26 protein-coding genes and 2 tRNA genes are annotated in these 24,836 nt (G+C 67.6%); 13 read left to right on the plus strand and 15 right to left on the minus strand.

The annotated features are described in order from the left end of the window. Nucleotides 1–14: 14 nt before the first annotated feature. From gyrA to ABD260_RS12700, 6 genes are all read left to right on the plus strand, one after another. On the plus strand, nucleotides 15–2,666 hold the full coding sequence (gene gyrA / locus ABD260_RS12675; RefSeq protein WP_344233646.1) for a DNA gyrase subunit A: 2,652 nt from the start codon (nucleotides 15–17) through the stop codon (nucleotides 2,664–2,666). Then, nucleotides 2,666–3,691, plus strand: a complete 1,026-nt coding sequence (locus ABD260_RS12680; protein ID WP_344233647.1) for a DUF3566 domain-containing protein — start codon at nucleotides 2,666–2,668, stop codon at nucleotides 3,689–3,691. The genes gyrA and ABD260_RS12680 overlap by 1 nt, the downstream gene beginning before the upstream one ends. A gap of 120 nt (nucleotides 3,692–3,811) precedes the next feature. Further along, a tRNA-Ile gene (locus ABD260_RS12685) sits at nucleotides 3,812–3,885 on the plus strand. 39 nt (nucleotides 3,886–3,924) lie between these two features. Then, nucleotides 3,925–4,056 carry a DLW-39 family protein gene (locus ABD260_RS12690; RefSeq protein WP_408954195.1) on the plus strand — a complete coding sequence of 44 codons (132 nt, stop codon included), beginning with the start codon at nucleotides 3,925–3,927 and terminating at the stop codon, nucleotides 4,054–4,056. 7 nt (nucleotides 4,057–4,063) lie between these two features. Next, nucleotides 4,064–4,139 (plus strand) — tRNA-Ala (locus ABD260_RS12695). Nucleotides 4,140–4,727: 588 nt separating this feature from the next. Next, nucleotides 4,728–5,366, plus strand: a complete 639-nt coding sequence (locus tag ABD260_RS12700) for a ribonuclease FAU-1 family protein (protein ID WP_344233649.1) — start codon at nucleotides 4,728–4,730, stop codon at nucleotides 5,364–5,366. Nucleotides 5,367–5,392: 26 nt separating this feature from the next. On the opposite strand, the gene ABD260_RS12705 is transcribed toward ABD260_RS12700, so the two are convergent. After that, nucleotides 5,393–5,704 (minus strand): EthD family reductase, encoded by a 312-nt coding sequence (locus tag ABD260_RS12705; protein ID WP_344233650.1) that lies wholly within the window; start codon nucleotides 5,702–5,704, stop codon nucleotides 5,393–5,395. 90 nt (nucleotides 5,705–5,794) lie between these two features. On the opposite strand from ABD260_RS12705, the gene ABD260_RS12710 reads away from it, so the two are divergent. Next, on the plus strand, nucleotides 5,795–6,148 hold the full coding sequence (locus ABD260_RS12710; RefSeq protein ID WP_344233651.1) for a winged helix-turn-helix transcriptional regulator: 354 nt from the start codon (nucleotides 5,795–5,797) through the stop codon (nucleotides 6,146–6,148). An 89-nt stretch (nucleotides 6,149–6,237) separates the two neighbouring features. On the opposite strand, the gene ABD260_RS12715 is transcribed toward ABD260_RS12710, so the two are convergent. The 4 genes from ABD260_RS12715 to ABD260_RS12730 form a co-directional block, all read right to left on the minus strand. Further along, nucleotides 6,238–6,900 carry a dihydrofolate reductase family protein gene (locus ABD260_RS12715; protein WP_344233652.1) on the minus strand — a complete coding sequence of 221 codons (663 nt, stop codon included), beginning with the start codon at nucleotides 6,898–6,900 and terminating at the stop codon, nucleotides 6,238–6,240. 49 nt (nucleotides 6,901–6,949) lie between these two features. Beyond that, a complete protein-coding gene (locus tag ABD260_RS12720) occupies nucleotides 6,950–7,096 on the minus strand; it encodes a hypothetical protein (protein ID WP_344233653.1) in 147 nt (48 codons plus the stop codon). Between the two features lie 48 nt (nucleotides 7,097–7,144). Next, nucleotides 7,145–7,669: a DinB family protein gene (locus ABD260_RS12725; protein ID WP_344233654.1), complete on the minus strand. Its 525-nt coding sequence runs from the start codon at nucleotides 7,667–7,669 to the stop codon at nucleotides 7,145–7,147. Between the two features lie 68 nt (nucleotides 7,670–7,737). Continuing rightward, nucleotides 7,738–8,214, minus strand: a complete 477-nt coding sequence (locus tag ABD260_RS12730; protein WP_344233656.1) for an NUDIX hydrolase — start codon at nucleotides 8,212–8,214, stop codon at nucleotides 7,738–7,740. A 144-nt stretch (nucleotides 8,215–8,358) separates the two neighbouring features. Here ABD260_RS12730 and ABD260_RS12735 point away from each other — a divergent pair, with 144 nt between their 5' ends. From ABD260_RS12735 to ABD260_RS12745, 3 genes are all read left to right on the plus strand, one after another. Then, the gene (locus ABD260_RS12735; protein WP_344233657.1) at nucleotides 8,359–9,009 is read left to right on the plus strand and encodes a cutinase family protein; all 651 of its coding nucleotides are present in this window, start codon (nucleotides 8,359–8,361) and stop codon (nucleotides 9,007–9,009) included. A gap of 18 nt (nucleotides 9,010–9,027) precedes the next feature. Next, a complete protein-coding gene (locus ABD260_RS12740; RefSeq protein ID WP_344233658.1) occupies nucleotides 9,028–9,531 on the plus strand; it encodes a DinB family protein in 504 nt (167 codons plus the stop codon). 700 nt (nucleotides 9,532–10,231) lie between these two features. Continuing rightward, the gene (locus tag ABD260_RS12745; RefSeq protein ID WP_344233659.1) at nucleotides 10,232–11,065 is read left to right on the plus strand and encodes an LLM class flavin-dependent oxidoreductase; all 834 of its coding nucleotides are present in this window, start codon (nucleotides 10,232–10,234) and stop codon (nucleotides 11,063–11,065) included. A gap of 221 nt (nucleotides 11,066–11,286) precedes the next feature. Here ABD260_RS12745 and ABD260_RS12750 read toward each other — a convergent pair whose 3' ends face one another. Beyond that, entirely contained in the window at nucleotides 11,287–11,739 is a 453-nt protein-coding gene (locus tag ABD260_RS12750; protein ID WP_344233660.1) for a hypothetical protein, read from the minus strand. 96 nt (nucleotides 11,740–11,835) lie between these two features. Between ABD260_RS12750 and ABD260_RS12755 the strand changes: the two genes are divergently transcribed. Beyond that, complete coding sequence (locus tag ABD260_RS12755) at nucleotides 11,836–12,723, plus strand: TetR/AcrR family transcriptional regulator (protein WP_344233661.1); 888 nt, start codon at nucleotides 11,836–11,838, stop codon at nucleotides 12,721–12,723. Nucleotides 12,724–12,748: 25 nt separating this feature from the next. Beyond that, nucleotides 12,749–13,456: an FMN-binding negative transcriptional regulator gene (locus ABD260_RS12760; protein WP_344233662.1), complete on the plus strand. Its 708-nt coding sequence runs from the start codon at nucleotides 12,749–12,751 to the stop codon at nucleotides 13,454–13,456. Here ABD260_RS12760 and ABD260_RS12765 read toward each other — a convergent pair. The 6 genes from ABD260_RS12765 to ABD260_RS12790 form a co-directional block, all read right to left on the minus strand. After that, nucleotides 13,424–14,194: an ABC transporter ATP-binding protein gene (locus ABD260_RS12765; RefSeq protein ID WP_344233663.1), complete on the minus strand. Its 771-nt coding sequence runs from the start codon at nucleotides 14,192–14,194 to the stop codon at nucleotides 13,424–13,426. The two genes, ABD260_RS12760 and ABD260_RS12765, sit on opposite strands and share 33 nt — an antisense overlap. Continuing rightward, complete coding sequence (locus ABD260_RS12770; RefSeq protein WP_344233664.1) at nucleotides 14,178–15,161, minus strand: ABC transporter ATP-binding protein; 984 nt, start codon at nucleotides 15,159–15,161, stop codon at nucleotides 14,178–14,180. Before ABD260_RS12770 ends, ABD260_RS12765 begins: the two co-directional genes overlap by 17 nt. A 68-nt stretch (nucleotides 15,162–15,229) precedes the next feature. Continuing rightward, entirely contained in the window at nucleotides 15,230–16,741 is a 1,512-nt protein-coding gene (locus ABD260_RS12775; protein WP_344233665.1) for an ABC transporter substrate-binding protein, read from the minus strand. 34 nt (nucleotides 16,742–16,775) lie between these two features. Beyond that, the gene (locus ABD260_RS12780) at nucleotides 16,776–17,642 is read right to left on the minus strand and encodes an ABC transporter permease (RefSeq protein WP_344233666.1); all 867 of its coding nucleotides are present in this window, start codon (nucleotides 17,640–17,642) and stop codon (nucleotides 16,776–16,778) included. Beyond that, nucleotides 17,642–18,568 (minus strand): ABC transporter permease, encoded by a 927-nt coding sequence (locus ABD260_RS12785; RefSeq protein ID WP_344233667.1) that lies wholly within the window; start codon nucleotides 18,566–18,568, stop codon nucleotides 17,642–17,644. Before ABD260_RS12785 ends, ABD260_RS12780 begins: the two co-directional genes overlap by 1 nt. Beyond that, nucleotides 18,565–19,650, minus strand: coding sequence for a LacI family DNA-binding transcriptional regulator (locus tag ABD260_RS12790; RefSeq protein ID WP_344233668.1), 1,086 nt, complete (start codon nucleotides 19,648–19,650; stop codon nucleotides 18,565–18,567). The genes ABD260_RS12785 and ABD260_RS12790 overlap by 4 nt, the downstream gene beginning before the upstream one ends. A 273-nt stretch (nucleotides 19,651–19,923) precedes the next feature. On the opposite strand from ABD260_RS12790, the gene ABD260_RS12795 reads away from it, so the two are divergent. Next, entirely contained in the window at nucleotides 19,924–22,545 is a 2,622-nt protein-coding gene (locus ABD260_RS12795; protein ID WP_344233669.1) for a hypothetical protein, read from the plus strand. On the opposite strand, the gene ABD260_RS12800 is transcribed toward ABD260_RS12795, so the two are convergent. The 3 genes from ABD260_RS12800 to ABD260_RS12810 are packed head-to-tail and all read right to left on the minus strand — an operon-like array spanning nucleotide 22,537 to nucleotide 24,788. Further along, nucleotides 22,537–23,157, minus strand: coding sequence for a response regulator (locus ABD260_RS12800; RefSeq protein ID WP_344233670.1), 621 nt, complete (start codon nucleotides 23,155–23,157; stop codon nucleotides 22,537–22,539). The two genes, ABD260_RS12795 and ABD260_RS12800, sit on opposite strands and share 9 nt — an antisense overlap. After that, on the minus strand, nucleotides 23,154–24,374 hold the full coding sequence (locus ABD260_RS12805) for a sensor histidine kinase (protein WP_344233671.1): 1,221 nt from the start codon (nucleotides 24,372–24,374) through the stop codon (nucleotides 23,154–23,156). Before ABD260_RS12805 ends, ABD260_RS12800 begins: the two co-directional genes overlap by 4 nt. Next, nucleotides 24,375–24,788: a hypothetical protein gene (locus tag ABD260_RS12810; RefSeq protein WP_344233672.1), complete on the minus strand. Its 414-nt coding sequence runs from the start codon at nucleotides 24,786–24,788 to the stop codon at nucleotides 24,375–24,377. Nucleotides 24,789–24,836 lie beyond the last annotated feature (48 nt).

The following is a 24,836-nucleotide window of genomic DNA, read 5'->3' on the forward strand; positions in this document are numbered from 1 at the left end:
GAACGGGACTTTTCATGACCGAGACGCCTACTGGCCACGACCGCGTCGAACCCCTCGACCTGCAGACCGAGATGCAGCAGTCGTACCTGGACTACGCGATGGCCGTCATCGTGGGCCGCGCGCTGCCCGAGGTCCGCGACGGCCTGAAGCCGGTGCACCGGCGCATCCTGTACGCGATGTACGACGGCGGCTACCGGCCGGACCGTGGTTTCAACAAGTGTTCCCGCGTCGTCGGTGACGTGATGGGTCAGTACCACCCGCACGGCGACTCGGCGATCTACGACACCCTGGTCCGGCTGGCGCAGCCGTGGGTGATGCGGGCGCCGCTGATCCAGGGCCAGGGCAACTTCGGTTCGCCGGGTAACGACCCGGCCGCCGCGATGCGGTACACCGAGTGCCGGATGGCGCCGCTGGCGATGGAGATGGTCCGCGACATCGACCAGGACACCGTCGACTTCCGGCCGAACTACGACGGCAAGTCGCAGGAGCCGGTGATCCTGCCGTCCCGCTTCCCGAACCTGCTGGTCAACGGCTCGTCCGGGATCGCGGTCGGGATGGCCACCCAGATCCCGCCGCACAACCTGCGCGAGGTCGCGGCCGCGGTGGACTGGGCGCTGGAGCACCCGGACGCCACCCCGGAGGAGCTGCTCGACGCCTGCCTGCAGCACATCAAGGGCCCGGACTTCCCGAACGGCGCGCTGATCGTCGGCTACAAGGGCATCGACGACGCGTACCGGACCGGGCGTGGTTCGGTCACCATGCGCGCCGTGGTGGACATCGAGGAGGACGCCAAGGGGCGGACCAGCCTGGTGGTCACCGAGCTGCCGTACATGGTGAACCCGGACAACCTGGCGCAGAAGATCGCCGAGCTGGTGAACACCGGCAAGGTGAACGGCATCGCGGACATCCGTGACGACAGCTCGTCGCGGACCGGTCAGCGGCTGGTGATCGTGCTCAAGCGGGACGCACAGCCGCGGGTCGTACTGAACAACCTCTACAAGCACACGCAGCTGCAGGACACGTTCGGCTGCAACATGCTGGCGCTGGTCGACGGCGTACCGCGGACGCTCAGCGTGAACCTGTTCATCAGCCACTGGATCGACCACCAGATCGAGGTCATCCAGCGGCGGACCCGGTTCCGGCTGCGCGAGGCGGAGAAGAACGCCCACATCTACCGCGGCTACGTGAAGGCGCTGGACGCCCTCGACGAGGTGATCGCGCTGATCCGGCGCAGCCCCGACGTGGACGAGGCACGCACCGGCCTGATCCAGCTGCTCGAGATCGACGAGATCCAGGCGCAGGCGATCCTGGACATGCAGCTGCGCCGGCTGGCCGCCCTGGAGCGGCAGAAGATCATCGAGCGGTTGCAGGAGCTCGAGGCGATCATCGCCGACCTCGAGGACATCCTGGCCAGCCCGGAGCGGCAGCGGACCATCGTCAAGGACGAGCTCGCGGAGATCGTCGAGAAGTACGGCAACGAGCGCCGGACCGAGATCATCGCGGCCGACGGCGACCTGTCCGTGCAGGACCTGGTCCCGGACGAGGACGTGGTCGTCACGATCACCCGCGGCGGGTACGCGAAGCGCACCAAGACCGACCTGTACCGGACTCAGAACCGCGGCGGCAAGGGGGTCCGCGGCGCGGCGCTGCGGGCCGAGGACGAGATCAGCCACTTCTTCGCCACCACGAACCACCACTGGATGCTGTTCTTCACCACCAAGGGCCGGGTCTACCGGGCCAAGGTGTGGCAGCTGCCGGAGTCGGCCCGGGACGCGAAGGGCTCGCACGTGGCCGGCCTGCTGTCGTTCCAGCCGGACGAGGAAATCGCGCAGGTGCTCACGCTGCGTGACTACGAGCAGGCCGACTACCTGGTGCTCGCGACCAAGCGCGGCCTGGTCAAGAAGACCGCGCTGCGTGACTACGACTCGGCCCGGCAGAGCGGCATCATCGCGGTCAACTTCCGCGAGGAGGACGACGAGCTGATCGGTGCCGACCTGGCCACCGCCGAGGACGACCTGCTGCTGGTCTCCCGCAAGGGGCAGTCGATCCGCTTCACCGCGAACGACGACCAGCTGCGGCCGATGGGCCGGGCCACCTCGGGTGTCACCGGGATGAAGTTCCGGGCCGGCGACGAGCTGCTGTCGATGTCGGTGATCCGGGCCGGTTCGGAGGAGGACGTGCAGTTCGTCTTCACCGTGACCGACGCCGGGTACGCGAAGCGGTCGAAGGTGTCGGAGTACCGCCAGCAGGGCCGTGGCGGGCTCGGCATCAAGGCGGTCAAGCTGAACGACGAGCGTGGCTCGCTGGTCGGCGCGATCATCGTCGTGGACGAGGACCAGGTGCTGGCGATCAAGGCCAGCGGCCAGGTGGTCCGCAGCCGGGTCGACAGCGTGCCGGTCAAGGGCCGGGACACGATGGGCGTCCGGTTCGCCGGGGTCGGCGAGTCCGACGCGGTGGTCGCGATCGCCCGGAACACCGATCTGACCGTCGCACTCGACGAATCGGAAGCGGCCGAGGAGGGTACTGTCGAAGGCGGTGCCCAGAATGTGGACGGATCGACAACCGAATCCACCTCTGAGAGCGTCCAGAAGGATGAAGAACGTTCGACGGACGTGGACGGCCCGGCTACCGTCGAAAGCGACGACGCCGGCCAGGAGGGTGACTGATGACCAACCGCGCGAGGCCGACATGGCCTGAAGGTGCGGCCGACGGCTCCAAGTCCCAGCGCACCGCGCCGGGCGGGAAGCAGTCTGCCGCCCCGGCCAACCCGGCTTCCAACGGTCGTTCCAACGGGGCTCCGGGTGGCGCCGCGGGCGCTGCCGCGGGTGCCGCTCCGGGCGGTAACGGGCAGCAGCGGGGCGGGTCGAACGGGCAACAGCGCCCGTCGGCCGAGTACCGGCCGCAGGTCCGCCCGGGTACGCAGGGTGGCGCGCCTGGCCGTCCTGGTGCCGCCAAGCCTGGTGCTGGCGCTGGTACTCCTGCGCCCGGTCCGGGTGCTCCGGGTGCTGGTGCCGCGGGTGCCGGTGCCGCGGGTGTGGGCGGCGGTGCTGGTGCGGCTGGTCGGCCGGAGCCTTGGGCGGCCGGGGGTGCGGCTGGATCGAACGGTGTTTCCGGCTCGAACAGTGCCGCGTCGAACGGTGCCGCGTACGGCGGGAACGAGGCGAAGACCGAGTCCATCGGTGACCGGGTCACCGCGGCGCGCCAGGCCGTACTCGACAAGGCGGCCGCGGTGAAGGCGGCGAAGCCGGACAAGGCCGAGCGGGAAGAGGCCAAGCAGGCGCGTCTGGCCGAGAAGGACGCCAAGGCGTCGACCCGGCCGCAGACCCGCAAGGCCCGGCTCCGGATGTCCCGGATCGACCCGTGGTCGGTGATGAAGACGGCGTTCCTGCTGTCGATCGCGTTCGGCATCGTGACCTGGGTCGCGGTGTTCATCGTCTGGTCGGCGATCGGCGCGGCCGGCGTCTTCGACAACATCAACAGCACCGTGCAGGAAGTCCTGGGTACGCCGGCCGGCGAACCGTTCCGGGTGGAGAACTACATCAACACCGGCAAGGTGATGGGTTTCACCACCCTGCTCGCCTGCGCCGACGTACTGATCATCACCGCGCTCGCAACGCTCGGATCCTTCCTCTACAACATCGCCGCCACGCTCCTCGGCGGCCTCGAAGTCACGCTCGCCTCGGAGGACTGACCCGGGACTGACCCGGCGTCCGGCACCCCCGGCCGGGCCCGTCAAGGGCCTGGCCGGAACCGGTTTGGGAGTAGGGCACTTGGTGCGGTAATCTCTCCCGGGTTCGACACCGCAGTACGCGGGCCTATAGCTCAGACGGTTAGAGCGCTGCCCTGATAAGGCAGAGGTCACTGGTTCAAGTCCAGTTAGGCCCACCCACACGTGGTACCGAAGTCCGATCCAAGGAGTCTCCAGTGCTGAGAAAGATCCTGCTGGTACTGCTGGCCGGCATCGGCGGCTACTTCGCCTACAAGAAGACCCAGCAGTCCCGCGCCGACAAGGACCTCTGGTCCGAAGCCGTAGACTCAGTAACCCCAGGTCACTGACCACCCCGGGGGCGTAGCTCAACTGGCAGAGCACTGCCTTTGCAAGGCAGGGGTTAGGGGTTCAAGTCCCCTCGTCTCCACCACCCTCACCCGAGCGTGAATCCACGCTCCGAACACCTTCGGCATCGGCCCCTTCTGAGGCTCCGTGCCCTCCGCGTGCCCTAACACGTGGTCGCAGGTCTCGGCCGAGCCTCTAGAAGAGGTACGTTCGGTTTGTCCGCCGCCGCTCTATGCGAGCCATCGCTCCAACTGCTCAATCCTCGAACCGTGAGCGTCTTGCTGCTGCATCGGACGCCTAACCGATTGCCCCGGATCGCGAGCGTGACACCAACGGCGGCGAGCGCAGCCGCACCAAGGCGTTCCACATCAGCTGTCGCATCGAGCCACCACTCGACGCCGAACCCGATCAGCACAACGCCAGGCAGCATGCTCGCGCTCCGGGTGATCGGCAGCGGACGAAGCTCCACAGCTGCCATGGTGCCATTCGACCTCCCTTCCGTTGGCACCCTCGCTAGCGCACGGCTCCGCTGGCGCCGTACATCGCGCCGCTCCACCGCGTGTCAACAAGGGTGGATATCCACCCATGTTGTGGGTTCTCCACTCTCGTATCAGTGGAGAACCCTCGACAGCAGTGGATAACCCCTCGAGTGTCGGGGCATTACTCTGGCTCGGTGGGCTTTGCTGTTGGGCGGTCTATTGCGCGGCGGGATGTGCATCTCAACGGGATGATTGCGGCGGTGCAGACCGTGCGGGTCGTACGTGACGACGCGGAGGCGCTGTTCACCTGGACCGCGGCCGGGTCGGACTGCATGCTGCGCGGGACCCGGGACGGCGCGTTGATCCGGAAGATGTCGCTGGCGGAGCGCGACCGTACGCCGTCCATGCTCTGGCCGCGGAAGTGGGAAGGCCGGCACGTGCTGATCCGCACCGAACCCGCGGCGGATCATTCGGTGTGGTGGTTCTTCGACCTGGAGATGCGGTTCGAGGGCTGGTACGTGAATCTGGAGTCCCCGGTACACCGCTGGTCCGCCGGGATCGACATCCTCGATCACGCGCTCGACATCCTGGTCGCGCCCGATCGCAGCTGGTCGCTCAAAGACGAGGACGAGCTGGCCGAGCGTATCGATCACCCGGCGTACTGGACGGCAGCCGAGGCGGACCGTATCCGCGACGCCGGCGAGCGCATCATCGGCGACATCGAGGCCGGCCGATTCCCGTTCGACGGCCGGTACACGGATTTCCGCCCCGATCCGTCGTGGGAACCGGCCGACCTGCCCCCGTACTGGGACACCGAGGTCGCGTCCCACTGATCTGCGGATCCAGTAGTGGATCAGGCTCAGGTGGTGCCGTTCTGCATCGGGTAGTCGATGACCACCACGCCACCGGTGGCGTAGTTGGCGACATCGGCCGCCGTCTCCCGGCCTGCTGGGGATTCCCGCGCCGCGGCCAGTGCCGCGGCGTCGGCGAATTCGGCCTCGAAGACCGCGAAGTACGGTGACGGTTCCTGCGTCGCCGTCACCTCGAAGCTGTAGCGCCACTCGAGCAGTCCCGGCATGCGCGCGACCAGTGGGAGGTGCTTGCGCACGTAGTAGTCGCGGAAGTGATCGGGGTCGGTGGGCGCGGGATACAGGACCATCAGCTTGTGCATGCAAGTCTCCAAGGTGCTTCTGAAATCGAATCAACGGAGCGTACGATAGTGTGTCGGATATCGAAGCAGCAAGAGGGGACGGAACGACGGATGGCGGCACCCAGGCCAGGGCGGGCGGTCCGAGGGTCGAGCACCGGCCGGCCGCTGATGGCCGCCCTCGACCTGTTCGGCCGCCGGTGGAACCTGCGGATCGTCTGGGAGCTGAGCCAGGGGCCGGTCGGGTTCCGCGCGCTCCAGGAGCGCTGCGACAACATGTCCTCCAGCGTGCTCCGGCAACGGCTTACTGAGCTGGTCGAGGCGGCCCTCGTCGAGCAACATCCGGACACCACCTACGCCCTCACCGAGCTGGGCCACGGCGCCCACCGCGCCCTGCGCCCCCTCGCCCGCTGGTCCACAGACTGGGCCGCAACCCTCTCCCCCACCACCCCCGAAGACACCCACTAGCCCTCGCCCGCCCGAAGCCCTCCTCGACAAGCTTGTTGCAGGTTGTCCACGGGTGTGGGGAAAGGCTGTGGATAGATCGGGGTTTTCGGTTAGTGGAGTACGCGGTAGGTGATGAGGAGGTTGCCGGAGGGGGTGGTGGTGGCGGGGGTTGGTTGCAGGTGGGTGGGCGCGAGGGTGTCGAGCAGGCGTCGGCCGGTGCCGACGATGGTGGGGGCGATGACCAGTCTGAGTTCGTCGACGAGGTTGGCGGCGAGCAGGGACTGGGTGATCGAGATGCTGCCGTGGATGCCGATGTCGCCGCCTGGTTGGGTTTTCAGGGTGCGTACGAAGGTGGTCAGGTCGCCTTCGATCGGGTACGAGTTGGCCCAGCTGCCCGTGAGCGGGGTCGATGTCGCGACGTACTTGGGGGCCGCGTTCACGAAATCGGCGAACGGCTGGATGTCGCTCGTCGGCCAGAAGCCGGACCAGTCGTCGTACGTGCGGCGGCCGAGGATAACGGTGTCCTGAGTGGCGATCAGGTCGGCGCCGCTGGCATCCGTTTCGTCGTCCCAGCTGGTGAGGAACTTGTCCGGCGCCTCGGCCACACCGTCGAGCGAGAGAAAGTACGCGGCAACGACCTTGCGGGCCGGGGCAGTGCCGGCGGTACTGGAGTCGGCCTGGTGCGATGGCGATGATCCGGCGGTGCTGCTGGAGTCGGCCTGGTTCGACATGATGGAGATCTCCTCGGCGGGATGTGATCGGGTACTCACCATCACGTCGAACGTACGCCCCGCCCCTCGACACCACCCACCAAGAAACCTGTCACCCCGCCAGCCGGGCATCACCGAACACGACAGTGAAGACCCCGCGGTATTCGGCGTCGTACGGCAGGCAGATCGAGAAGTGCTTGCAGGGAAAGCCCGTGGGCGTACCCAGCTTGCCGTCGCCGTGATCAGCTTCCGCATCCACGCCCAACATCCTCGCACCACCAGAACCGAGGTTCAGGGGTTCTGTGGGTTATTCGCCGGTGGTGCCGTCGAGGGATTCTCGGAGGAGGTCGGCGTGGCCGAGGTGGCGGGCGTACTCCTCGATGACGTGTTCGAGGATGAAGCGGACGTTGGTGCGGCCGAATTCGGGGTTCGGTTCGATTCGGGCGGTGTTGTGGGCGGCTTGGGCGAAGAGGTCGCGGGAGGTCTGGCAGGCGGCCAGGTAGTCGGAGTAGACCTCGGTGGCAGGCGTTGGATCGGATTCGTCGAACCACTCGTCGCCCTCGGGCGTCACGGTCATCCGGTACGGAAAGAAGGTGGGTGACGTAGCGGCCAGCCGGCGCTGGAGCCAGTAGCGCTCGACGCCCTGCAGGTGGCGCATGAGCGAGAGCAGGGTCAGGTTCGACGACGGAATCGGGCGCTGCCGCAGCTGGGCGTCGGTGAGGCCCTCGCATTTCAACAGGAACGTGGCGCGGTGGTAGTCGAGGTTGGACCCGATGATGTCGAGCCAGCTGCCGGTACGGACGCGCTTGGGCCGGACGATGTTTTCGATCATGCTGTCTCGATGCTCGGCCACCGCGCGGATCGACAGGCACAGCCGGTTTCCACCAAGAAGATTTCCGCCTAGTACTCGATCAAGCCACCAGCCGGTACCGGCGCGACATGCCCACTACGCGGCCGGGTCAGCGCGAGGGCGATCCCGACATCCACCAAACCCGCGCGCCGGAGCGTCGGCACTTCCGCGAGCGGTGTCCACACCGGCTCCTCGGTGTCGCCGTTCGGCTCCGGCCGGGCGGTGCCTCCGGTGATCCGCGTCGAGTAGAAGATCCCGAGGTTCTGATGATCGCCTTCGCCCGCTGACCGCCGTACGCCGGCCGGAACGATCCGCGAGTCGACTCCAAGTAGTACGTCGACCGCGCATTCGTACCCGGTCTCCTCCAAAACCTCGCGGGAGACCGCGTCGTACGGGTCCTCGCCGGGCTCGACGCCTCCGCCGGGCAGCGTCCACCAACTGCCATCCCCCCACGGCGACATGTACCGCACCAGCAGCACCCGCTCCTCCACGACACACACCGCGTACGCAGCCACTCGCCGACTCATCCCCGGACCCTAGCCCCGGATTGGACGGTTGCGGTCATCGGTTGGCCTGTTGTTTGGGCTTGACGGGGATGTGATCGGGCGTGGGTAGCGTCGGCGATCGTGTGGTCGGGAGACTGCAGAGGGTTACTACTCGGGAGGAAAATGATGCGGAAACTTGCGGCGCTGCTCGCTGGGCTCATGGTCGCGGCGGGTGGCGTGTACGCGTTGGCGGGACCCGCGCAGGCGGACGACTGTGGTGGGACCTACACGATCGTCGTCGGCGGTACCGGGGACAACGACTCGAACGCGCCGTACTGGAGCGGCAACATCAGCCAGCGGGTCGGGTACCCGGCGCAGCCGATCGGGGTGAACGCGCGGCAGGGAGTCAACGAGCTGAACCGGCTGATCCGCGATCATCGCAACGCCTGCCCGGGGCAGCACGTGAAGGCAGTCGGGTTCTCGCTCGGTGCCGCCGTTGTCCACACCTGGGTGACGGAGAACTGGCAGACGTTCGACAACGTCAACGCGGTGCTGATCGCGGACCCGAAGCGCGCCGCCGGCCCGGGTAACGCCGGTGCGGCCGCGCACCCGCTGGTCGCTCCGGTGGTGGGTGCTCCGCTGGCCGGCGCCGACAACTTCTTCGGCAACGTGCCGGTGCTGACGCTGTGCACCAACGACATCATCTGCGACATCAACGCGAGCTCCGGCCTCCCCGGTTACCTGTGGGAAGGCAAGCACGGCAACTACAACTTCAACGTGGACGTGTACACCGACGACGCCCGCGGCCAGTGGTTCAACGGGGTCTACATCCCCTGACCCGTAGGCTTGCTCCTCGTGGATGCTGATCGAGTGCAGCCGAAGAGTCCGTCCGAGGTCTTGCTGGGCGACGATCGGGCCCAGCTCGACGCGTTCGTCGAGGACTATCGCGGCACGATCGAGGCGACGCTCGACGGCCTCACCGAGGAGCAGGCCCGCCGGCGGCTGGTGCCGTCGGCGACGACGTTGCTCGGGTTGCTGAAGCACGTCACCTGGATGCAGCGTGTGTGGTTCGAGGAGTGCGTCGGCGGGAAGTCGCGCCGGGAGCTCGGGCTGGTCCAGGGTCCGGATGCGTCCTTCAAGCTCGGCGCCGGCGACACGATTGCCTCGGTCACGGCCGCGTACCGCGAGGCCTGCGCCACGGCCCGGGCCGCGGTCGCGGACCTTCCGCTCGACGCCGTGGTGACCGGCCACCGCGGTGGTCCCCGCACGCTGCATTGGGTGTACCTGCAGGTGCTTCGAGAGCTTGCCCATCACAGCGGACACGCCGACATCCTGCGCGAACAGATCCTCGCCGACTGACCTCCGCGAAACAGAACGCCCTCCGGTCAACAAGCAGCTCCGGCGCCACCTGCCTAATCAACGCCAACGCTCCGAACACGGTTCGCTCCGCCGAACTGTGCCTCGCGCAACGAGCCTCGCTCCGCGGAACTGCCCCCCGCGAAACAAGGTTCGCTCCGCGGAACTGTGCTCCGCGAAATAGGGCGCACTTCGCGAAGCGGGGTGGGTGGGCTTGGTGCAGCGAGCTGTGCTCTGTGGAGGCGGGCCTGCGGGTGGAAGTGTGGTGGGGTGGGACGCGGCGGCGCTGCGTGGGCACCAGTTCACCGGCCGACTGCGCTTGACGGAACAGGGTGTCCCGCGGAGCGGAGCCGTCTGCGCTCCGCGGAAACAGACTGCGCTCGGCGGAAGCAGACTGCGCTCGGCGGAGGAAGAGACTGCGTTCCGCGGAAGAGATTGCGCTTGGCGGGAACAGATTGTGCTCGGCGGAAGCAGACTGCGCTCGGCGGAGGAAGAGACTGCGTTCCGCGGAAGCAGATTGTGCTCGGGGGAGGAAGAGATTGCGCTCGGCGGAAGAGACTGCGCTTGGCGGGAACAGATTGTGCTTGGCGGAGGCTGGTTGCGCTCCGCGGAGCAGACTGGCCTTGGCGGGACAGGTTGCGCTTGGCGGAAGTGGGTTGGGGTTTGCGGAATAGGGTGGTTGGGATTGGGGGTTGGGTCCGGTATGAGTCTTGAGATCGGAGTCATCCTGCCGACCTCGTCGCCCCAGCCGGGGCAGGCGATTCTTGGTGACGTACGTGAGAGTGCCCGGTACGCCGAGGGGCTTGGACTGGATTCGGTCTGGTCGACGGATCATCTGATCGCCAGCGCACCGATGCTCGACAGTTCAGTCGTACTCGCGACGGCCGCTGCCGTGACGGAGCGGATCACCGTTGGGTACAACGTGCTCTTGCTGGCTCTGCGTCCGGTCGCCTGGGCGGCGAAGCAGATCAACACGCTGCAACTCGTGTCGAACAACCGGCTGGTCGTCGGCGTGGGCACCGGCAACCCCGCGCACGGTGACATCGGCTGGCGCGCGGCCGGAGTGGAGTTCAGCGATCGCGGCCGGTTGACCGACGAGGCGTTGGCCGTACTGCCGAATCTGATCGCCGGGAAGCCGGCCGTGCTGCCGGAGCCGATCGCCGGGAAGCTGGGGGTGGAGCGACGCCTGTCCAGCGGGGAAGCTGACGCGCAACTCGAGGTGACCCTGTCCCCCGGCTCGCCGGTGCCGCCGATCTTCATCGCCGGGACGGGGGCGCGGGCGCACCGCCGGGCCGCGCGGTACGGCGACGGCTGGGCGACGATCGCGATGACGCCGGACGAGGTCCGCGCGAACCTGGCGAGCATCAACGAGCTCGCCGACGGAAAGACGCTCAAGGCAACAGTCATCGCCCCGCAGCTGGACGGGAACGCAGCCGAGCAACTGGCCGCGTACGAGGAGGCAGGCGCCGAGCGCATCATCCTCCCACCCACCGGCAACTGGCGCCACGACTACGAAACCGCCGCCACCCTCCGCTGACTCACCCTTCACCCACCCCACCGCTGAATCCGTCGTGCTCGGCGCGGAATCCGTCGTGCTTCGCTGAACCGCCGCCGCACCACCGCGCGTGACCTCGCCTTTGGGAAGCCGCCACGTACTTTCGGCGCCGAGTTTTACCTGGTGGCTTCTCAGAGCGCGGGTAGCGGAGGCGGGGCGACGGGCGGGTAGTGCGGCCGTCGTGTTGGAGGCGGGTCGTGGAGTTAGGCGGGGTGGGTCGGTGCTTGGCGGTTGATGTGGTTGGGGGAGTTGTTCTTCCAGAGGTAGAAGACGGCGGCCAGGCCGGCTAGGCACGGTGCGGCCTGGATTGTTGTGATGAAGAGCGGGTGCGGCTGCGTGAAGTCGTACAGCAGGACTGCACTCCCGGCGAGGAACGTGGCGGTCGCGGCGCCTGGTGCCCAGCGCTTGCCGCGCTTGCCGGCCCACGCGAGCACCAGCCAGGCGATCACGCCGATCACGCTGATCGTGAACAGGTACGTCAGGATGCTGGATTTCGCCACGTCCACCTGATCGGGGCGCCCGGCGTACGCCGCGAGCAGCCCGTGCCGCAGCCGATCACCGGTCGCGCCGTCGACGATCGGTGCCACCGCGCCGGCGACGGTCAGCCCCGCGCCCACGTACATCGCCACCACCGCTTTCCGGACTGAACCACTCATGGCAGATCTCCCTCACGAGCTAGAATCGTACTTGGTACTTGAAACATTATGTCCCAAAGAGGTTCAAGATCAATGCAGCCTGGTAGAACGGTCCCCATGACGGATGGTGGCGAGGCCCCGGCGGAAGTCGGCGGGGGTGTGCCCAGGTCAGGTCGAGCGGGCCTGCCGGGTGGGCCGGCGCGGCGGCGGCAGCGGATTTCCGATCAGGAGACCGCGCAGCGGATGCTCGACACCGCGGTCGCGATGGTCAACTCGACCGGGCTGACCGTGAGTTTGGAGCACCTCAGCGTCGAGGACGTGATTCGCGACTCCGGCGTCTCCCGGAGCGCGGCGTACCGGCGGTGGCCGTACAAGGATCTGTTCGTCGGCGATCTGCTCCGCGCCCTGGCGAAGGCCGTGGTTCCGGCGACGGTCGGAGCCGAGGGCGGCGCGGATGTCGTCCGCAGGGTCCTCGAAGAGCATCGCCAAGAACTGCACGATGCCGAAGGTCGGGCCCGGGTGTGGAGTGAGCTGCTGCGGCTCGGCGCCTGGCACGACTTCGACGCGATCCACCGATCGGTCGAGTGGCGTACGTACCTCGCCCTGCACGCCACCTTCGAGAGTCTTGCCGACGGTGAATTGCGGGACGAGATCCAGACCGCGCTCGAAGAATCGGAGCGTGGTTTCGTCGATCGCATCGCCGCCGCGTACCGAAGGGTGGCTGACCTGCTCGGCTACCGGCTCCGGCCGGGCTCCGAGGTCGGCTTCACGGCGGTCGCCCGGCTGGCCAACGCGACCATGCGCGGGATGGTGATCACCGCGCTGTCCACACCGGACACCGCCACCGTCCGGTACCGCGCCGATCCGCTCGGCACCGGCCGCCTCGCCGACTGGTCCCTGCCCGGGCTCGCGATCGCCGCGGTCGTGGCCGGTCAGTTCGAGGTCGACCCGACGGTCACCTGGAACCCCGAGCGAGTGCGCGACCTCCTGTCGGCAGCCGGCTGAAATGGACTGCCGAAGACAGACCTGAATGGATCTGCCGCAACCGAGCGATACCAGGCAGATTGTTGCTGATCGCAACAAGACGAGGATGTGGACGATGTACGTACCCGCGCACTTCGCCGCCGATGACGACGCGGTGCAGGAACTGCTGGCGAGTCACGGCGCGGCGGATCTGATCACGATGACGCCGGACGGCTTGCTGGCAACGATGTTGCCATTCATCCACGATCCGGAACGCAACGTCCTGCTCGGCCATCTCGCCCGCAACAACGAGCAATGGAAGCAGCCCGTGGTCGGTGACGCACTGGTGATCATGCGTGGACCGGACGCGTACATCTCCCCGGCCTGGTACGCATCCAAACGGGAACACGGCCGCGTGGTTCCGACCTGGAACTACATCACCGCACACGTGTACGGAACGCTGACCGTGCACGACGATCCCGCCTGGGTGGAGGACGTGGTACGCCGACTGTCCGATCGGCACGAGACCGGCCGGGAAGAACCGTGGTCGGTGGATGATGCGCCGGCCAAGTACATCAGCGGGCAACTCCGCGCGATCGTCGGCGTCGAACTCACGATCAAGCGGATCGAGGCCAAGTTCAAACTCAGCCAGAACCGGCCGGAGGCGGACATCGACGGCGTGATCGAAGGCCTGCACACGGCCGGCCAGGACGCGACCGCCGACGCGGTCGCGCAGGCACGACTAACTGTTGAGCTCAAGCGCCGCGGCGAGTAACGCCTGGGTGTACTCGTGCCGCGGCGCGCTCAGCACCTCCGTCGCCGGACCTTCTTCGACGAGGACGCCGCGGCGCATCACTGCGATCCGGTCCGCGATCTGATGCACCACACCCAGGTCGTGCGAGATGAACAGCATCGACAGGTGGTGCCGCCGGCGCAGATCATCGAGCAGTCGGAGGATCTGCGCCTGCACCGAAACATCCAGCGCGGACACAGCCTCATCGCAAACCAGCAGCCGAGGCTTGACCGCGAGCGCCCGCGCCAGGCTGACCCGCTGGCATTGCCCGCCGGACAACTGCCCAGCACGCTGAGCCGCGACGGATTCGTCCAGCCCGACATCGGCAAGGAGCTGATGCAGCGCGCCGATGCGATCCGTGCTGGGCGCCGCGGCCGGGTGGGTCCGCCACGCCTCGCCGATGATCGAGGCAACGGTCATGCGCGGATTGAGCGACGATCGCGGGTCCTGAAAGACCATCTGGATCGCGCGCTGCAGTTCGCCGGGGCGACGCGTACCAGGTGGAAGTGGCGTGCCGTCGTACCGGATGTCCCCAGCCTGTGGACGAACCAGCCCGACGATCGAGCGCGCGACGGTAGTCTTGCCAGACCCCGACTCCCCCACCAGGCCGACGGTTTCGTTGGCGCCGACCGTGACGCTGACCCCGTCGACCGCCACGAACGGCTTCCGCCGCGGGCCGAACGTGACCCGAAGATCGTTGACCTCAAGCAGGGCGCTCATCGAGTACCTCCTCGGCGAAGTGACAGGCGGTCCAGCGGTCCGGCCCGATGGAGCGCAGCACAGGTTGCTCCTCGCGACACCGATCCCGCGCCAGCGGGCACCGTGGATGGAATGCACAGCCCGCTGGACGCGCGGCGGGCGTGGCCGGCGTACCGGGTAGTGGATGTGCGAGCGCGGACTTGGTACGTACAGCCGGAACGCTCTGGACCAGCGCACGGGTGTACGGGTGGGCCGGCGTACGCAGGATCGCTGCTGTCGAACCACGTTCGGCGACCCGGCCGGCGTACATCACCACGACCTGGTGCGCGACATGCGCCATCACCCGGAGATCGTGACTGACCAGCAGCATCGACAACCCCGACTCCTCCTGGATCGTCCGGAGCAACCGCAGGATGCGCGCCTGAACCGTCACATCGAGCGCGGTCGTCGGTTCATCGGCGAGCAGCAGCGACGGCGAACCGGCCAGCGCCATCGCGATCACCGCGCGCTGCCGCATCCCGCCGGAGAATTCATGTGGATAACTCGCCAGTTTCGACGCGGGTTCGGGGATGCCGGCCCGGTCCAGCAACTCGATGACGCGGGTACGAACCGCGGCCCGGGACTGCCCCGAACGCCGCAGGATCTCGCCGACCTGACGCCCGATCGTCTGCGTCGGATTCAGCGCGGCCAACGGGTCCTGGAAGATCATCGCGATCTCGTCCCCGCGCAGCTCCCGCCGGCGCGAAGAAGTTGCCGTGAGCAACTCTTCGCCCCGCCAGCGCAGCGATCCCTGGACCGCCGCGCCGTCCGGCAACAGACCGATCAACGCGTTCGCGGTCATCGTCTTGCCGGAGCCGGACTCCCCGATCAGCCCCACGGTTGTGGCCGCCGGGATCGCAAAGGACACCTCGTCGACGATCCGGACCGCCGTGGAGCGTCCGGGCAGGTCGATGCTGAGCCCGGACACTTCCAGCAACAGTTCATCCACAGGTGCAGGGTTCCGGGACGCGGAGTTGTCCACAGGTTCCTGCACAGGTGTGGGTTGTTTGGCCGGGCTCAAGAGTTGACCTGCAGGTGTGCGAAGTCGGGCAGCCCGTTCGGGTCCGGGGTGAAGCCGCTCAGCCGCTTGTTCCACGCGTACGCGTACTTGACCGCCATCGGATACATGCCCACCGCGTCGTCCCAGATGATCTTCTCCGCCGCGCCGTACAGCTTGACCCGCTCCTGTTCGTCGGTGCTGCCCGCGGCCTGCGAGATCAGTTTGTCCAAGGCCGGATTGCAGTACCCGTTGCGCTTGGCGGCACACGGATACAGCCGGCCGACCGTGTTCACGGCGTCGAGCATCGGGTTGGAGAGCTGCTGGAAGTTGATGTCCCAGTTCAGCGCGAGCAGGTCCTTGGTGAAGACCGCCTGCTCCTTCTGCAGCAGGTCCACCTGGACGCCGATCTTCTGCAGATCGGAAACAACGGCCTGGTTGAACTGCTTGAATTCGTCATTCGCGAATTGCAACCGCAGCTTCGTACCGAAGTCGAAGCCGGCCGCGGTGAGCGCCGCCTTCGCCGCGGCCGGGTCGTACGTCACGGGCGTCTGCGCCACGTACCCAAGGGTCTGCTTCGACACCACCGAGTCGGACAGCGAACCGGTCTGTGGATAAAGCTTCTGGATGATCGTCGCGAAGTCGACGGCTTGCCACAGCGCCCGGCGTACGGCGGCGTCCTTCAGCGCGGGCGTCGACGAGTTGAACCACATCGTGTACACGGCCGAGCTCTGGATGACCTGTACGTTCAGCGTCGAGTCTTTCTGTACTTCGGGAAGCTGGTCGTCCGGGATGCCCCAGACCACATCGGCCTCACCGGTACGCAACGCGGTCAACCGTGCGGCCAGCTCGGGCATCTTCTTGATCGTCACCTTGGTGACCTTCGGAGCGCCCGCGTAGTACTGCGGGTTCGGTACCAGGACGATCTCGTTCGGGCTGAACTTGTCCAGTTTGAACGGGCCGGTACCGACCGGCTTGTCGAAGAACGCGGTGTCGTTCGCGCCGACGCCCGCGGGCAGTACGAAGAACACTGTCAGTTTGCGCGGGATCGCGGCATCCGGTTTCGACGCGGTGAGTACGACGGTGCCGTCCGCGGGCGAGGTCATCGTGTACCCGGGGAAGTTCGCCGCGTTCGTGCCCTTCAAATCCGTGAACCGTTTGAACGAGTCGACCACGTCGGCGGCCTTCAATTCCCTGCCGTCGCTGAACTTCACGCCTTTGCGCAGGGTGAACGTCCAGGTCTTGGCGGCCGGATCGGACTTCCAGGACGTCGCCAGGTCGCCCTCGACCGAACCGTCCGCCTTGGTCCGCACCAGCCGGCTGAAGATCTGCTGCTCGACCATCTGCGGTCCGGTGCCACCGCCCTGCGGTCCACCGGGGTCGATGCTGTCGACGGGGTAGGTGCCGGCGATCACTACCTCGCCACCACCGGAACCCGAGCCGCCGCCCTTGGTGGCGCCGGAACATGCGGTCAGGGCCAGGGTGGCGCCGACCGCAAGGGTCAGCGCGGCCCGACGGGTCAGAGGGATCATGGTGTTCTCCTGCCTTTCGCGGGAGGACGGCGCGTCACTTCAGGTGTCCGCGTCCGTAACGGGCGGTGAGCTGGTCACCGAGGATTCCGATGTTGACGATCAGCAGCGACAGGGCGATCCCCGGCAGCGCCGAGATCCACCAGGCACCGGCCAGGTATTGCTTGCCATTGGCAATGGTTTGTCCCCAGGACACCGCCGACGGCGGCAGCCCGATACCGAGAAAACTGAGGCCGGCCTCGGCGAGCACGACGAGGGCGAACTCGAGGGTGGCGAGCGCCACCACCGGACCGATCGTGAACGGCACCACGTGCCGGAGCAGGATCGCCGGGCGCCGGACTCCGAGCACCCGGGCGGCGTCCACCCAGGCCCGTTCGCGCAGCGACAGCGCGACACTGCGAGTGACCCGGGCGAACGAGATCCAGGCGGTCGCGGCCAGCGCGATCACCACCACCGGTACGCTCCGCTCGAACGCGCCGGCGATCACGATCGTCAGCAGGATGGCCGGGAACGCCATCAGGATGTCGATGCCGCGGGCCAGGAACGTGTCCAGCCAGCCGCGGAAGTACCCGGCGACCGTACCGATGGTGACACCAACGATGCAGGACACCACGACGGTGGCGAGGCCGATCAGGATCGATGTCCGTGCGCCGTACACGACCTGGGCCAGCACATCGCGGCCGAGACCGTCTGTCCCCAGCCAGGCGGTGCCGCCTGTGGACAAGTGCGCGCCGGGCTTGAGAAGCCGGTCGTCCAGCGACGTACGGATCGGGTTGTAGTCGATCACCAGCGGACCGATGCCCGCGACCAGGACATAGATCGAAAGGACGACGTACGGAATCCGGCCGAACCAGGAACCGATCCGGCGAACTGCGAGTGGTCGAGTCACAGCGAGCGTGGCCATCAGCTGCCCTCCAGGCGGATCCGCGGGTCGAGCTGGGAGTAGACGAGGTCGGCGGCCAGGTTGAACAGCATCACGACGCCGGCGATCACGAACGTGGCCGCCTGCACCACCTCGTAGTCGCGGTTCGTCACCGAATCGACGACCAGCGAACCGAGCCCCGGCCAGGCGAACACGTTCTCGACAATCACCGCGCCGCCCATCAGGCCGCCCATGTGGAGACCGACGATGGTCACCACCGGAAGCAGCGAGTTGCGCAGCGCATGGCCGAGCAGTACCTGACGATCGGTGAGCCCTTTGGACTTGGCGGTCTGGATGTACGGTTCGCGCAGCGTCTCGACCACGCTGGTCCGGGTCAGCCGCGCGACGATCGCGGTGAACGGCAACGCCATGGTGATCGCGGGCAGGATCAGGTGTTGTGGCGTACCCGATCCCGCGCTTGGCAGCAGCCGCAGTGCGAGTGCGAAGACCAGGATCAGCATGATGCCGATCCAGAACGTCGGGAACGACTGCAGCGCGATCGCGGCGGCCGACACCACTCGATCAACCACGCTGCCCGGTCGGCCACCGGCCAAAAGTCCGAGGATCAGACCGAGTACGACAGCGATCAGGGTGGACGCCAGCATCAGTTCCGCAGTCACGGGCAGCCGTTCGAGTACTTCGGCCATCGCTGGATGCCCCAGCCGGTACGAGTCGCCGAAGTCGAGGCGTACGACATGCGCCAGGTAGTCGACGTACTGCACGGCCAGCGGACGTTCCAGGCCGAGTGACGCGCTCAGCTCCTTGATTTGATCCTGGGTGGCATCGGGACCGAGCAGGATCGAGACCGGATCACCCGGCGCGACCCGGACGATCAGGAAGATCAGCGACGCCGCGCCCCACATCACCAGGACACCGATCAGCAGTCGCTTGACCACAACGCGGATCATGAGAACTCCTTGGGAGGTCCAACGGTTACACCGGCCGCGAAACCGCACGTGACGCTCTCGCTGAGCGCACCTGAACCCGGCGCACCTGAACCCGGCGCACCCGAGCCCGGCGCACCTGTGCCGGGCGCCTCGAGCAGCCGGACGAGTAGTGCCATCGCGCGCTGACCCATCTGCTCGCGCGGAACGATCAGCCCGGTCCAGTGCGTACCGTCATGCCGCGCACCGGTCGAGTCGCCGAGGACCACGACACTCAGGTCATCCGGTACGGACAGCCCGCGCCGCGCCGCGCAGGACAACAGCTCTTCCGCGAGCAACTGCTGCTCCGCGAGTACTGCGGTGACTCCGGCGCGCTGAAGTTCCTCGAACAACCCGTCCACTTCGGCAACCGTGTCCAGCGTCCAGACCGGACCGGTGAGGTGCCGGGAGGGCGTCGCCCGGCGGAACCCGCGCTCACGATCCCGGCTGGGTTGTGCGCCGCCATTGCCGATCCGCGCGTACGCGACTCGGTGGTGGCCGAGCTGGAACAGTCGTTCGGTGAGCTGACGTGTGGCACCGGCATAGTCGGCGGCTACGTACGAGACAGGTGGGCCGGCTACTTCACGGTGACCCACGTACACGAACGGGTAGCCGGAGTCGCGGAGCTGCTCGATCTCCTCGACGTTGGGGTCGCGGCCGAGCAGCAGCGCGCCGTCCGCGTGCCAGAGCCGGGTCGAGCCGTCGCGGAAGATCTGCCGCTCGCCGCCGGCGCTGGTGAACAGCAGCAGGTCGTAGCCGAGGTCCGCCGCCTCCTGCTCCATGCCGAGCAGGAACGGGAAGTAGAAGTCGACGCCGCTGGTCGGGAACACCGGCTCGAACGTGTAGACGCCGATGATCTTGTTCCGCCCGCCGGCCAGCGAACGGGCCGACGCGTTCGCGACGTACCCCCACTCGCGCATCACGGTCAGCACCCGCTCCCGGGTCGCCGGGCTGATCCGGACGCCGGCGTCGCGCTCGTTGAGCACCAGCGAGACGGTCGCCTGACTGACCCCGGCGAGCCTGGCGATATCAGCCTGCGTGGGTCTCTTGGCCGGGCCGCGCTGCATCCGGTCACCTTCCTGCTAATACGCCTTACTACTGCGGTTCCGGAAGTTTCGCCAGCGTTTCGTGCAGGTGTCAAGAGGTCGCCTCGATTAGCTGGGTATTAGCAGCTAATCCCCATTAGCATTGGGGTTCACGGCGGGTCCGCCGATCCGGCTCGATCCGCGTTGACGACACGCCGGGCCGAGATCAAACTGTTGTTTCAGCCGGGCCGAGGGTGATCCGGTGCCCGGGTACGCTGCGTGACCGGATGCGGAGTTCGAGCCGAGTGAGGTGACGTGGCACTGGAGGAGGAGGTCCTCACGCAAGCGCGTGAGGAGCTGGTGCGTGTCGTCCGGGCGATGATGCGGTTCATGGACCGGGTGGCCCAGAGCAAGGGCCAGCCCAGGGACCAGGCGTTTCGCGATCAGATCGACCGCAACGTGGCGAACGGCGACTCCCAGGCCCCGAGCCTTACCGCCGAGATCGATCGCGGCGGCACCGACTCCGAGATTGCCACCCGGGTGAACGCGAGCCAGGCCCGCGGCTGGGAATCGCGAACCACGCGGACCTTCAGTCAGCTGCCGAAGCGGGATCCCATGTTCGCGGATCCGGAGGTGCGCAACGCGACGGTCGCCTACTTGCGCAGCCAGCCCGCGGTCCGAGCTGTCGCCGATGCTCGAACCCAAGCCCGGCAACTGGCCCGCAACGCCGAAGACCTCGTCCGCCAAGCCCAGGCCCAAGCCGCACCCCAGGCAACAACCCCACCCCAAACAATCACCCCACCCCAGCCAACACCTCAGCCTTTTCAGCCGTTCAACCCAGCGGCGTCCCCGGCAAACCAGCCGCCCCAGCCAACCCCGCCCCAGCCAACCCCGCCCCAGGCGCCCCCGCTCGCGCAGCCGGCAACCCCGTTCAACCCGGCGCCTACCGCAACGGTCCAGGCAGCGCCGGTGGTGGGCCCGAGCGGCCCGGGCAACTCGGCGCCGATCACCTCCGTGGCGCCGAGCGTCGGCGGTCCGGCGGTGGCCGCCGCGTACCGCGACCTGATGCAGGAAGCCGACCGCCTCAGGCGCGGCGTGACCACCCCGACGCAGCCCACTCCGCAAACACCTCAGGAGGCCCAAGCGGTGGCTCAGCGGGTGCAGGAAGTGGTCGCGCAGACCCAGGCGGCGATGCAGCAGGCCCAAGCAAGGGCCGGCCTACCCCCACTCCGCACACCACCCCAGCCAGGCGTAGCCCAGCCCGCCCCCACCCGCCCCGCCACGCAACCACGAGCACCCCAACCAGCAGCACAACCACCACGAGCACCGCAACCAGGACAGCCGGTCCAAGCGCAACCAGGACAGCCACAGCAACCAGGACAGCCGCAACCAGGACAGCCGCAGCAAGGCGCGCAGCAGCCCGGGCAAGCGCAGCCGGGACAGCCGCAGGCTGGGCCTCAGCAGCCGGGGGCGGGGCAGGTACCTGGGGGATCGACGGCGCCGGCCGTGGAAGGTCCGCCTGGGCAATCGACCGGGACCAGTCGTACGTGGACTGTGCAGGGGTCCGATCCGGTGAAGCTGGATGCCCGGTTGCTGGGCGCGGGCGGGAACGTGGTTGTTCGGACCGTACCGGGCCTCGAGGAGGCGCGGATCACCGTCAGTACCAGGGACACGACCGGCCGGGCGGCAGACGCCGTCCGGGGCGCGGACGTGAGCACGGGGCCGGACGGCCGGATCACGGCCAACGTGGCGCAGGAAGGTGGCTCCAGCGGAGGCGTGATCATCAGCGGGGGGCACCACTACGGAGACGTTGTCATGGGCAACGGGTCGACGGTAACGGTGAGCAACTACCGCAGTAGTGATCCTGAACAGCAGGCTTACAACGACAGCCTGCCCGTCGGCGTCGGCGGCATGACGAACATGACCTTTGGCGACAACAATCAAGTGATCGTTGGCAACAACAATTCTCGCATCGGCTTCAACTACTACGGTGGCAATTCCGCAGAGAGCCCTTCGCCGATCACGATCTACGCGGAGGTGCCGGAAGGCAGTTCGGTGGAGTGCCTGACCGACAACGCGAACCTCGAGACGTCCGGCAAGCTGAACGTCGTCAATGCGGAGATCGGCAACGGCAGCGTGAATGTCAAGCAAGCCGAGCACGTTGGGGCGGAAGTGGGAAACGGCTCGGTCACGGTCGGCAGCGCCACGGACGTCAAAGCGGAGGTCGGCAACGGCAAGGTCACGGTCGACAGCGCCCAAGACGTCAAGGCGGAGGTTGGCAACGGCAAGGTCGGGGTTGAGAATGCCGAGACCGTTCGGGCGGAGGTCGGCAACGGCAGTATCCGGGTTGGGGAAGCCGGGACCGTTCGGGCGGACGTCGGCAACGGCAAGATCGGGGTCGATCGCGCGGGCAGCGTCGTGGCGACCGGCGGCAACGGCAAGGTCAGCGTGGGGACTGCCGGCGAGGTTCAGGCGACGACCGGCACTGCCTCCGTCAACATCCAGAACGCGGACAAGGTCACGGTGCGTTCAGGGGAGGGAGTCACCCGCACCACGAGCTCGGCGCGGGGAGATATCACGGTCGGAACCACCAAGGACGCGGACCTGAACGCGAGGCTGGGCGATGTCCAGATCAAGGATCTCAACGGTAACGCGGACGTCCGCGCGCCGAATGGGTCGATCGACGTGCATGCGAACTCCGGTGGCAAGGTCACCGCGGGTTCGGCCATGGGCAGCGTTAACGTGACCGCGAGCCAGACAGCTACCTCGCAAGGGTTGAAGGTGGATGCCGCAGGGCCTCCTGGGCGGGTGCGGATTCCGGAGGGGACGAACACACAGGCGGCCGCGGGCTCTTCCGGTGGGGAGCGGAACTTCACGGATCGGGATCGGTCCGGGCCGGATCGGTCTGGGCCGTCGCGGCCTGGGCGGTCAGAGTAGGCCGAGTTTGAAGGCTTTGGCGACGGCTGAGGCTCGGTCGGGGGCGGTGAGTTTGGCGTAGATGTTGAGTAGGTGGGTCTTGACCGTTGCCTCGCTGATGAAGAGGTGGGTGGCGATCTCGCGGTTGGTGTTGCCGGCCGCGACAGCCTGGAGGACTTCGAGTTCGCGCGGGCTGAGGAGGGCGGGCGTGGGTGGCGTACGGACGTGGTTCAGCAACGTGTTCGCCACCGACGGCGCGAGGACCGACTTGCCTTCGGCGGCAGCGCGTACGGCGCGGAGGAGTTCGTCGCGTGGGGCGTCCTTGAGCAGGTACCCGATGGCGCCTGCTTCGATCGCTGGTACGACGTAGCCGTCGGTGTCGTAGGTGGTGAGGACGAGGACGCGCGAGGTGATGCCGCGTTCGGCGAGTTCGGTGATCGCGGTGAGGCCGTTCATGCCGGGCATCTGCAGGTCCATCAGGATCACGTCGGGGCGGAGCGTTTCGGCCATCCGGAGTGCCTCGGCGCCGTCGCCGGCCTGGCCGACCACCTCGAAGCCGGGCTCGGCCGCGAACATCCCGGTCAGCCCGTCGCGCACGATCGGATGATCGTCGGCAATCAGCAACCTGATCATGACTGTGCTCCTGAGGTGGGGATGGTTGCCGAGATCGCGGTACCGGCGCCGGGCTCGGACTCGATTTCCAGCGTGCCGCTCAGCGCCTCGACCCGCTGCCGCATCGCGATCAACCCGAATCCCCCAGCCTCCGACGCCGGCCTGCGCCGGTCCGGATCGAACCCGGCCCCGTCATCCCGTACGTCCAGCGCGACCTGCCGCTCCATGTACGACAACGTCACTCCCACCCGGGAAGCTTGCGCGTACTTGGCCACGTTCGCGAGTGCCTCCTGCGCGGCCCGGAGCAACGTCGCCTCTTCATCGGGCGTCAGCACCCGCGGCGTACCGGTGATGGTGAGCTGCCCGTCGATCCCGTGCACAGCAGACCAGCGGCGTACGACATCCGCGATCGCCTCGTCCAGGCCGGCCGACTGCAGCGGCTGTGGACGCAGCGCATGGACCGACCGCCGCGCCTCGGTCAGACTGTCCCGGGCGAGACCGACGGCGGTCGTCACATGCCGGCGCCAGTCGGCGGAATGCTCGGCGGCCTGCAGCTGGGTGACGATCCCGGTCAGCCCCTGCGCGATGGTGTCGTGGATCTCGCGGGCCATCCGCTGCCGTTCGTCGATCACGCCGGCCTCCCGGGCTTGGGTCAGGAGCTGCTCGTGCAGCACCGCGTTCTCGGCCAGAGTCGCCTCGAGCCGCTGGTTCGTCTCGGTCAGTGCGTCGACCGCGTCCTGCCGTTGCTGACTGAGTACCTCGCCACGCCGGCCGAGCCAGGCCGCGAGGCACATCCCGGCCACATTCACGCCGATCACCGCGGCGCAGCCGAGGACACCGAAGACATCCGTCTTCGGGATGTCGTACGCCTGGGCTGTCCCGGCGATGACCGCGACCGCCCCGACCCCGAGTAGCTCGAACGGCCACGGCAGCAGGATGAAGGTGTAGAAGTACCCGGCCGGGGTGAGGAAGCCGAACCACGGGTCCCGAACCACGAGGACGGCCAGCAGCACCACGTACCCGACGATGAAGATCGCCATCGCGCGGGGGTCGGTCCGGCGCGCCGGCCGGAGCGTGAACAGTCCGAGCGTCCACAGCCCGGTCAGCGCGCACAGCCCGAGATCGACGGCCAGCGACCCGGGCCGGTCGCGCTTGATCAGGATCGTGACGGCGGCAAGCAGCGCCAGCAGTACGTACGGCACCACCGTCAGCCGAACCGGCCACACCCGCTCAGTCATTCAGCTAGTGAACACCGAGCGGAGGTGCTTCCCGTTCACGAGGACGGCGACGCCGAGCAGCAGCAGTCCACAGACGGCCTGCTCGCTCTTCATCCACAGCGGGAACGTGCCCGGCAGCGCGATGATCACCACGATCGCGATCAGCATCGCAGTCGAGACGATCCGGAGCCGCCGGAAGCTCTGGCGAGAGCCGCGGGCGGCGCTCCGGGCGAACAGGAAGGTCGCAGCCGCGCTGGCCACCACAATGCTGCCCCGGATCCAGACGGCGGAGTTGACCGCTGCTGTGTCGTTGCGCATCGCGACGATCGCGATCAGGGTCAGCACGCTGATCGCCAGGTAGCCGGTCAGCAGCAGCCGCACGTTCCGCAAGGCGGCGGCGCTGCGCGGGTGCCCGACGTTCGCGAGGGTCTTCATGGTGGTCTCCTGTCGAGGTTCCGATCTGTTGCGACTACTGTCCCGCCG

Source organism: Kribbella hippodromi (genome assembly GCF_039531045.1).
Taxonomy (GTDB): domain Bacteria; phylum Actinomycetota; class Actinomycetes; order Propionibacteriales; family Kribbellaceae; genus Kribbella; species Kribbella hippodromi.

Coding starts and splice junctions, on each gene's coding strand:
- gyrA (WP_344233646.1), top strand. CDS start 15: ATGACCGAGACGCCTACTGGCCACGACCGCGTCGAACCCCTCGACCTG.
- ABD260_RS12680 (WP_344233647.1), top strand. CDS start 2,666: ATGACCAACCGCGCGAGGCCGACATGGCCTGAAGGTGCGGCCGACGGC.
- ABD260_RS12705 (WP_344233650.1), bottom strand. CDS start 5,704: ATGCACAAGCTGATGGTCCTGTATCCCGCGCCCACCGACCCCGATCAC.
- ABD260_RS12710 (WP_344233651.1), top strand. CDS start 5,795: ATGGCGGCACCCAGGCCAGGGCGGGCGGTCCGAGGGTCGAGCACCGGC.
- ABD260_RS12715 (WP_344233652.1), bottom strand. CDS start 6,900: ATGGTGAGTACCCGATCACATCCCGCCGAGGAGATCTCCATCATGTCG.
- ABD260_RS12725 (WP_344233654.1), bottom strand. CDS start 7,669: ATGATCGAAAACATCGTCCGGCCCAAGCGCGTCCGTACCGGCAGCTGG.
- ABD260_RS12730 (WP_344233656.1), bottom strand. CDS start 8,214: ATGAGTCGGCGAGTGGCTGCGTACGCGGTGTGTGTCGTGGAGGAGCGG.
- ABD260_RS12735 (WP_344233657.1), top strand. CDS start 8,359: ATGCGGAAACTTGCGGCGCTGCTCGCTGGGCTCATGGTCGCGGCGGGT.
- ABD260_RS12745 (WP_344233659.1), top strand. CDS start 10,232: ATGAGTCTTGAGATCGGAGTCATCCTGCCGACCTCGTCGCCCCAGCCG.
- ABD260_RS12750 (WP_344233660.1), bottom strand. CDS start 11,739: ATGAGTGGTTCAGTCCGGAAAGCGGTGGTGGCGATGTACGTGGGCGCG.
- ABD260_RS12755 (WP_344233661.1), top strand. CDS start 11,836: ATGACGGATGGTGGCGAGGCCCCGGCGGAAGTCGGCGGGGGTGTGCCC.
- ABD260_RS12760 (WP_344233662.1), top strand. CDS start 12,749: ATGGATCTGCCGCAACCGAGCGATACCAGGCAGATTGTTGCTGATCGC.
- ABD260_RS12765 (WP_344233663.1), bottom strand. CDS start 14,194: ATGAGCGCCCTGCTTGAGGTCAACGATCTTCGGGTCACGTTCGGCCCG.
- ABD260_RS12775 (WP_344233665.1), bottom strand. CDS start 16,741: ATGATCCCTCTGACCCGTCGGGCCGCGCTGACCCTTGCGGTCGGCGCC.
- ABD260_RS12780 (WP_344233666.1), bottom strand. CDS start 17,642: ATGGCCACGCTCGCTGTGACTCGACCACTCGCAGTTCGCCGGATCGGT.
- ABD260_RS12785 (WP_344233667.1), bottom strand. CDS start 18,568: ATGATCCGCGTTGTGGTCAAGCGACTGCTGATCGGTGTCCTGGTGATG.
- ABD260_RS12790 (WP_344233668.1), bottom strand. CDS start 19,650: ATGCAGCGCGGCCCGGCCAAGAGACCCACGCAGGCTGATATCGCCAGG.
- ABD260_RS12800 (WP_344233670.1), bottom strand. CDS start 23,157: ATGATCAGGTTGCTGATTGCCGACGATCATCCGATCGTGCGCGACGGG.
- ABD260_RS12805 (WP_344233671.1), bottom strand. CDS start 24,374: ATGACTGAGCGGGTGTGGCCGGTTCGGCTGACGGTGGTGCCGTACGTA.
- ABD260_RS12810 (WP_344233672.1), bottom strand. CDS start 24,788: ATGAAGACCCTCGCGAACGTCGGGCACCCGCGCAGCGCCGCCGCCTTG.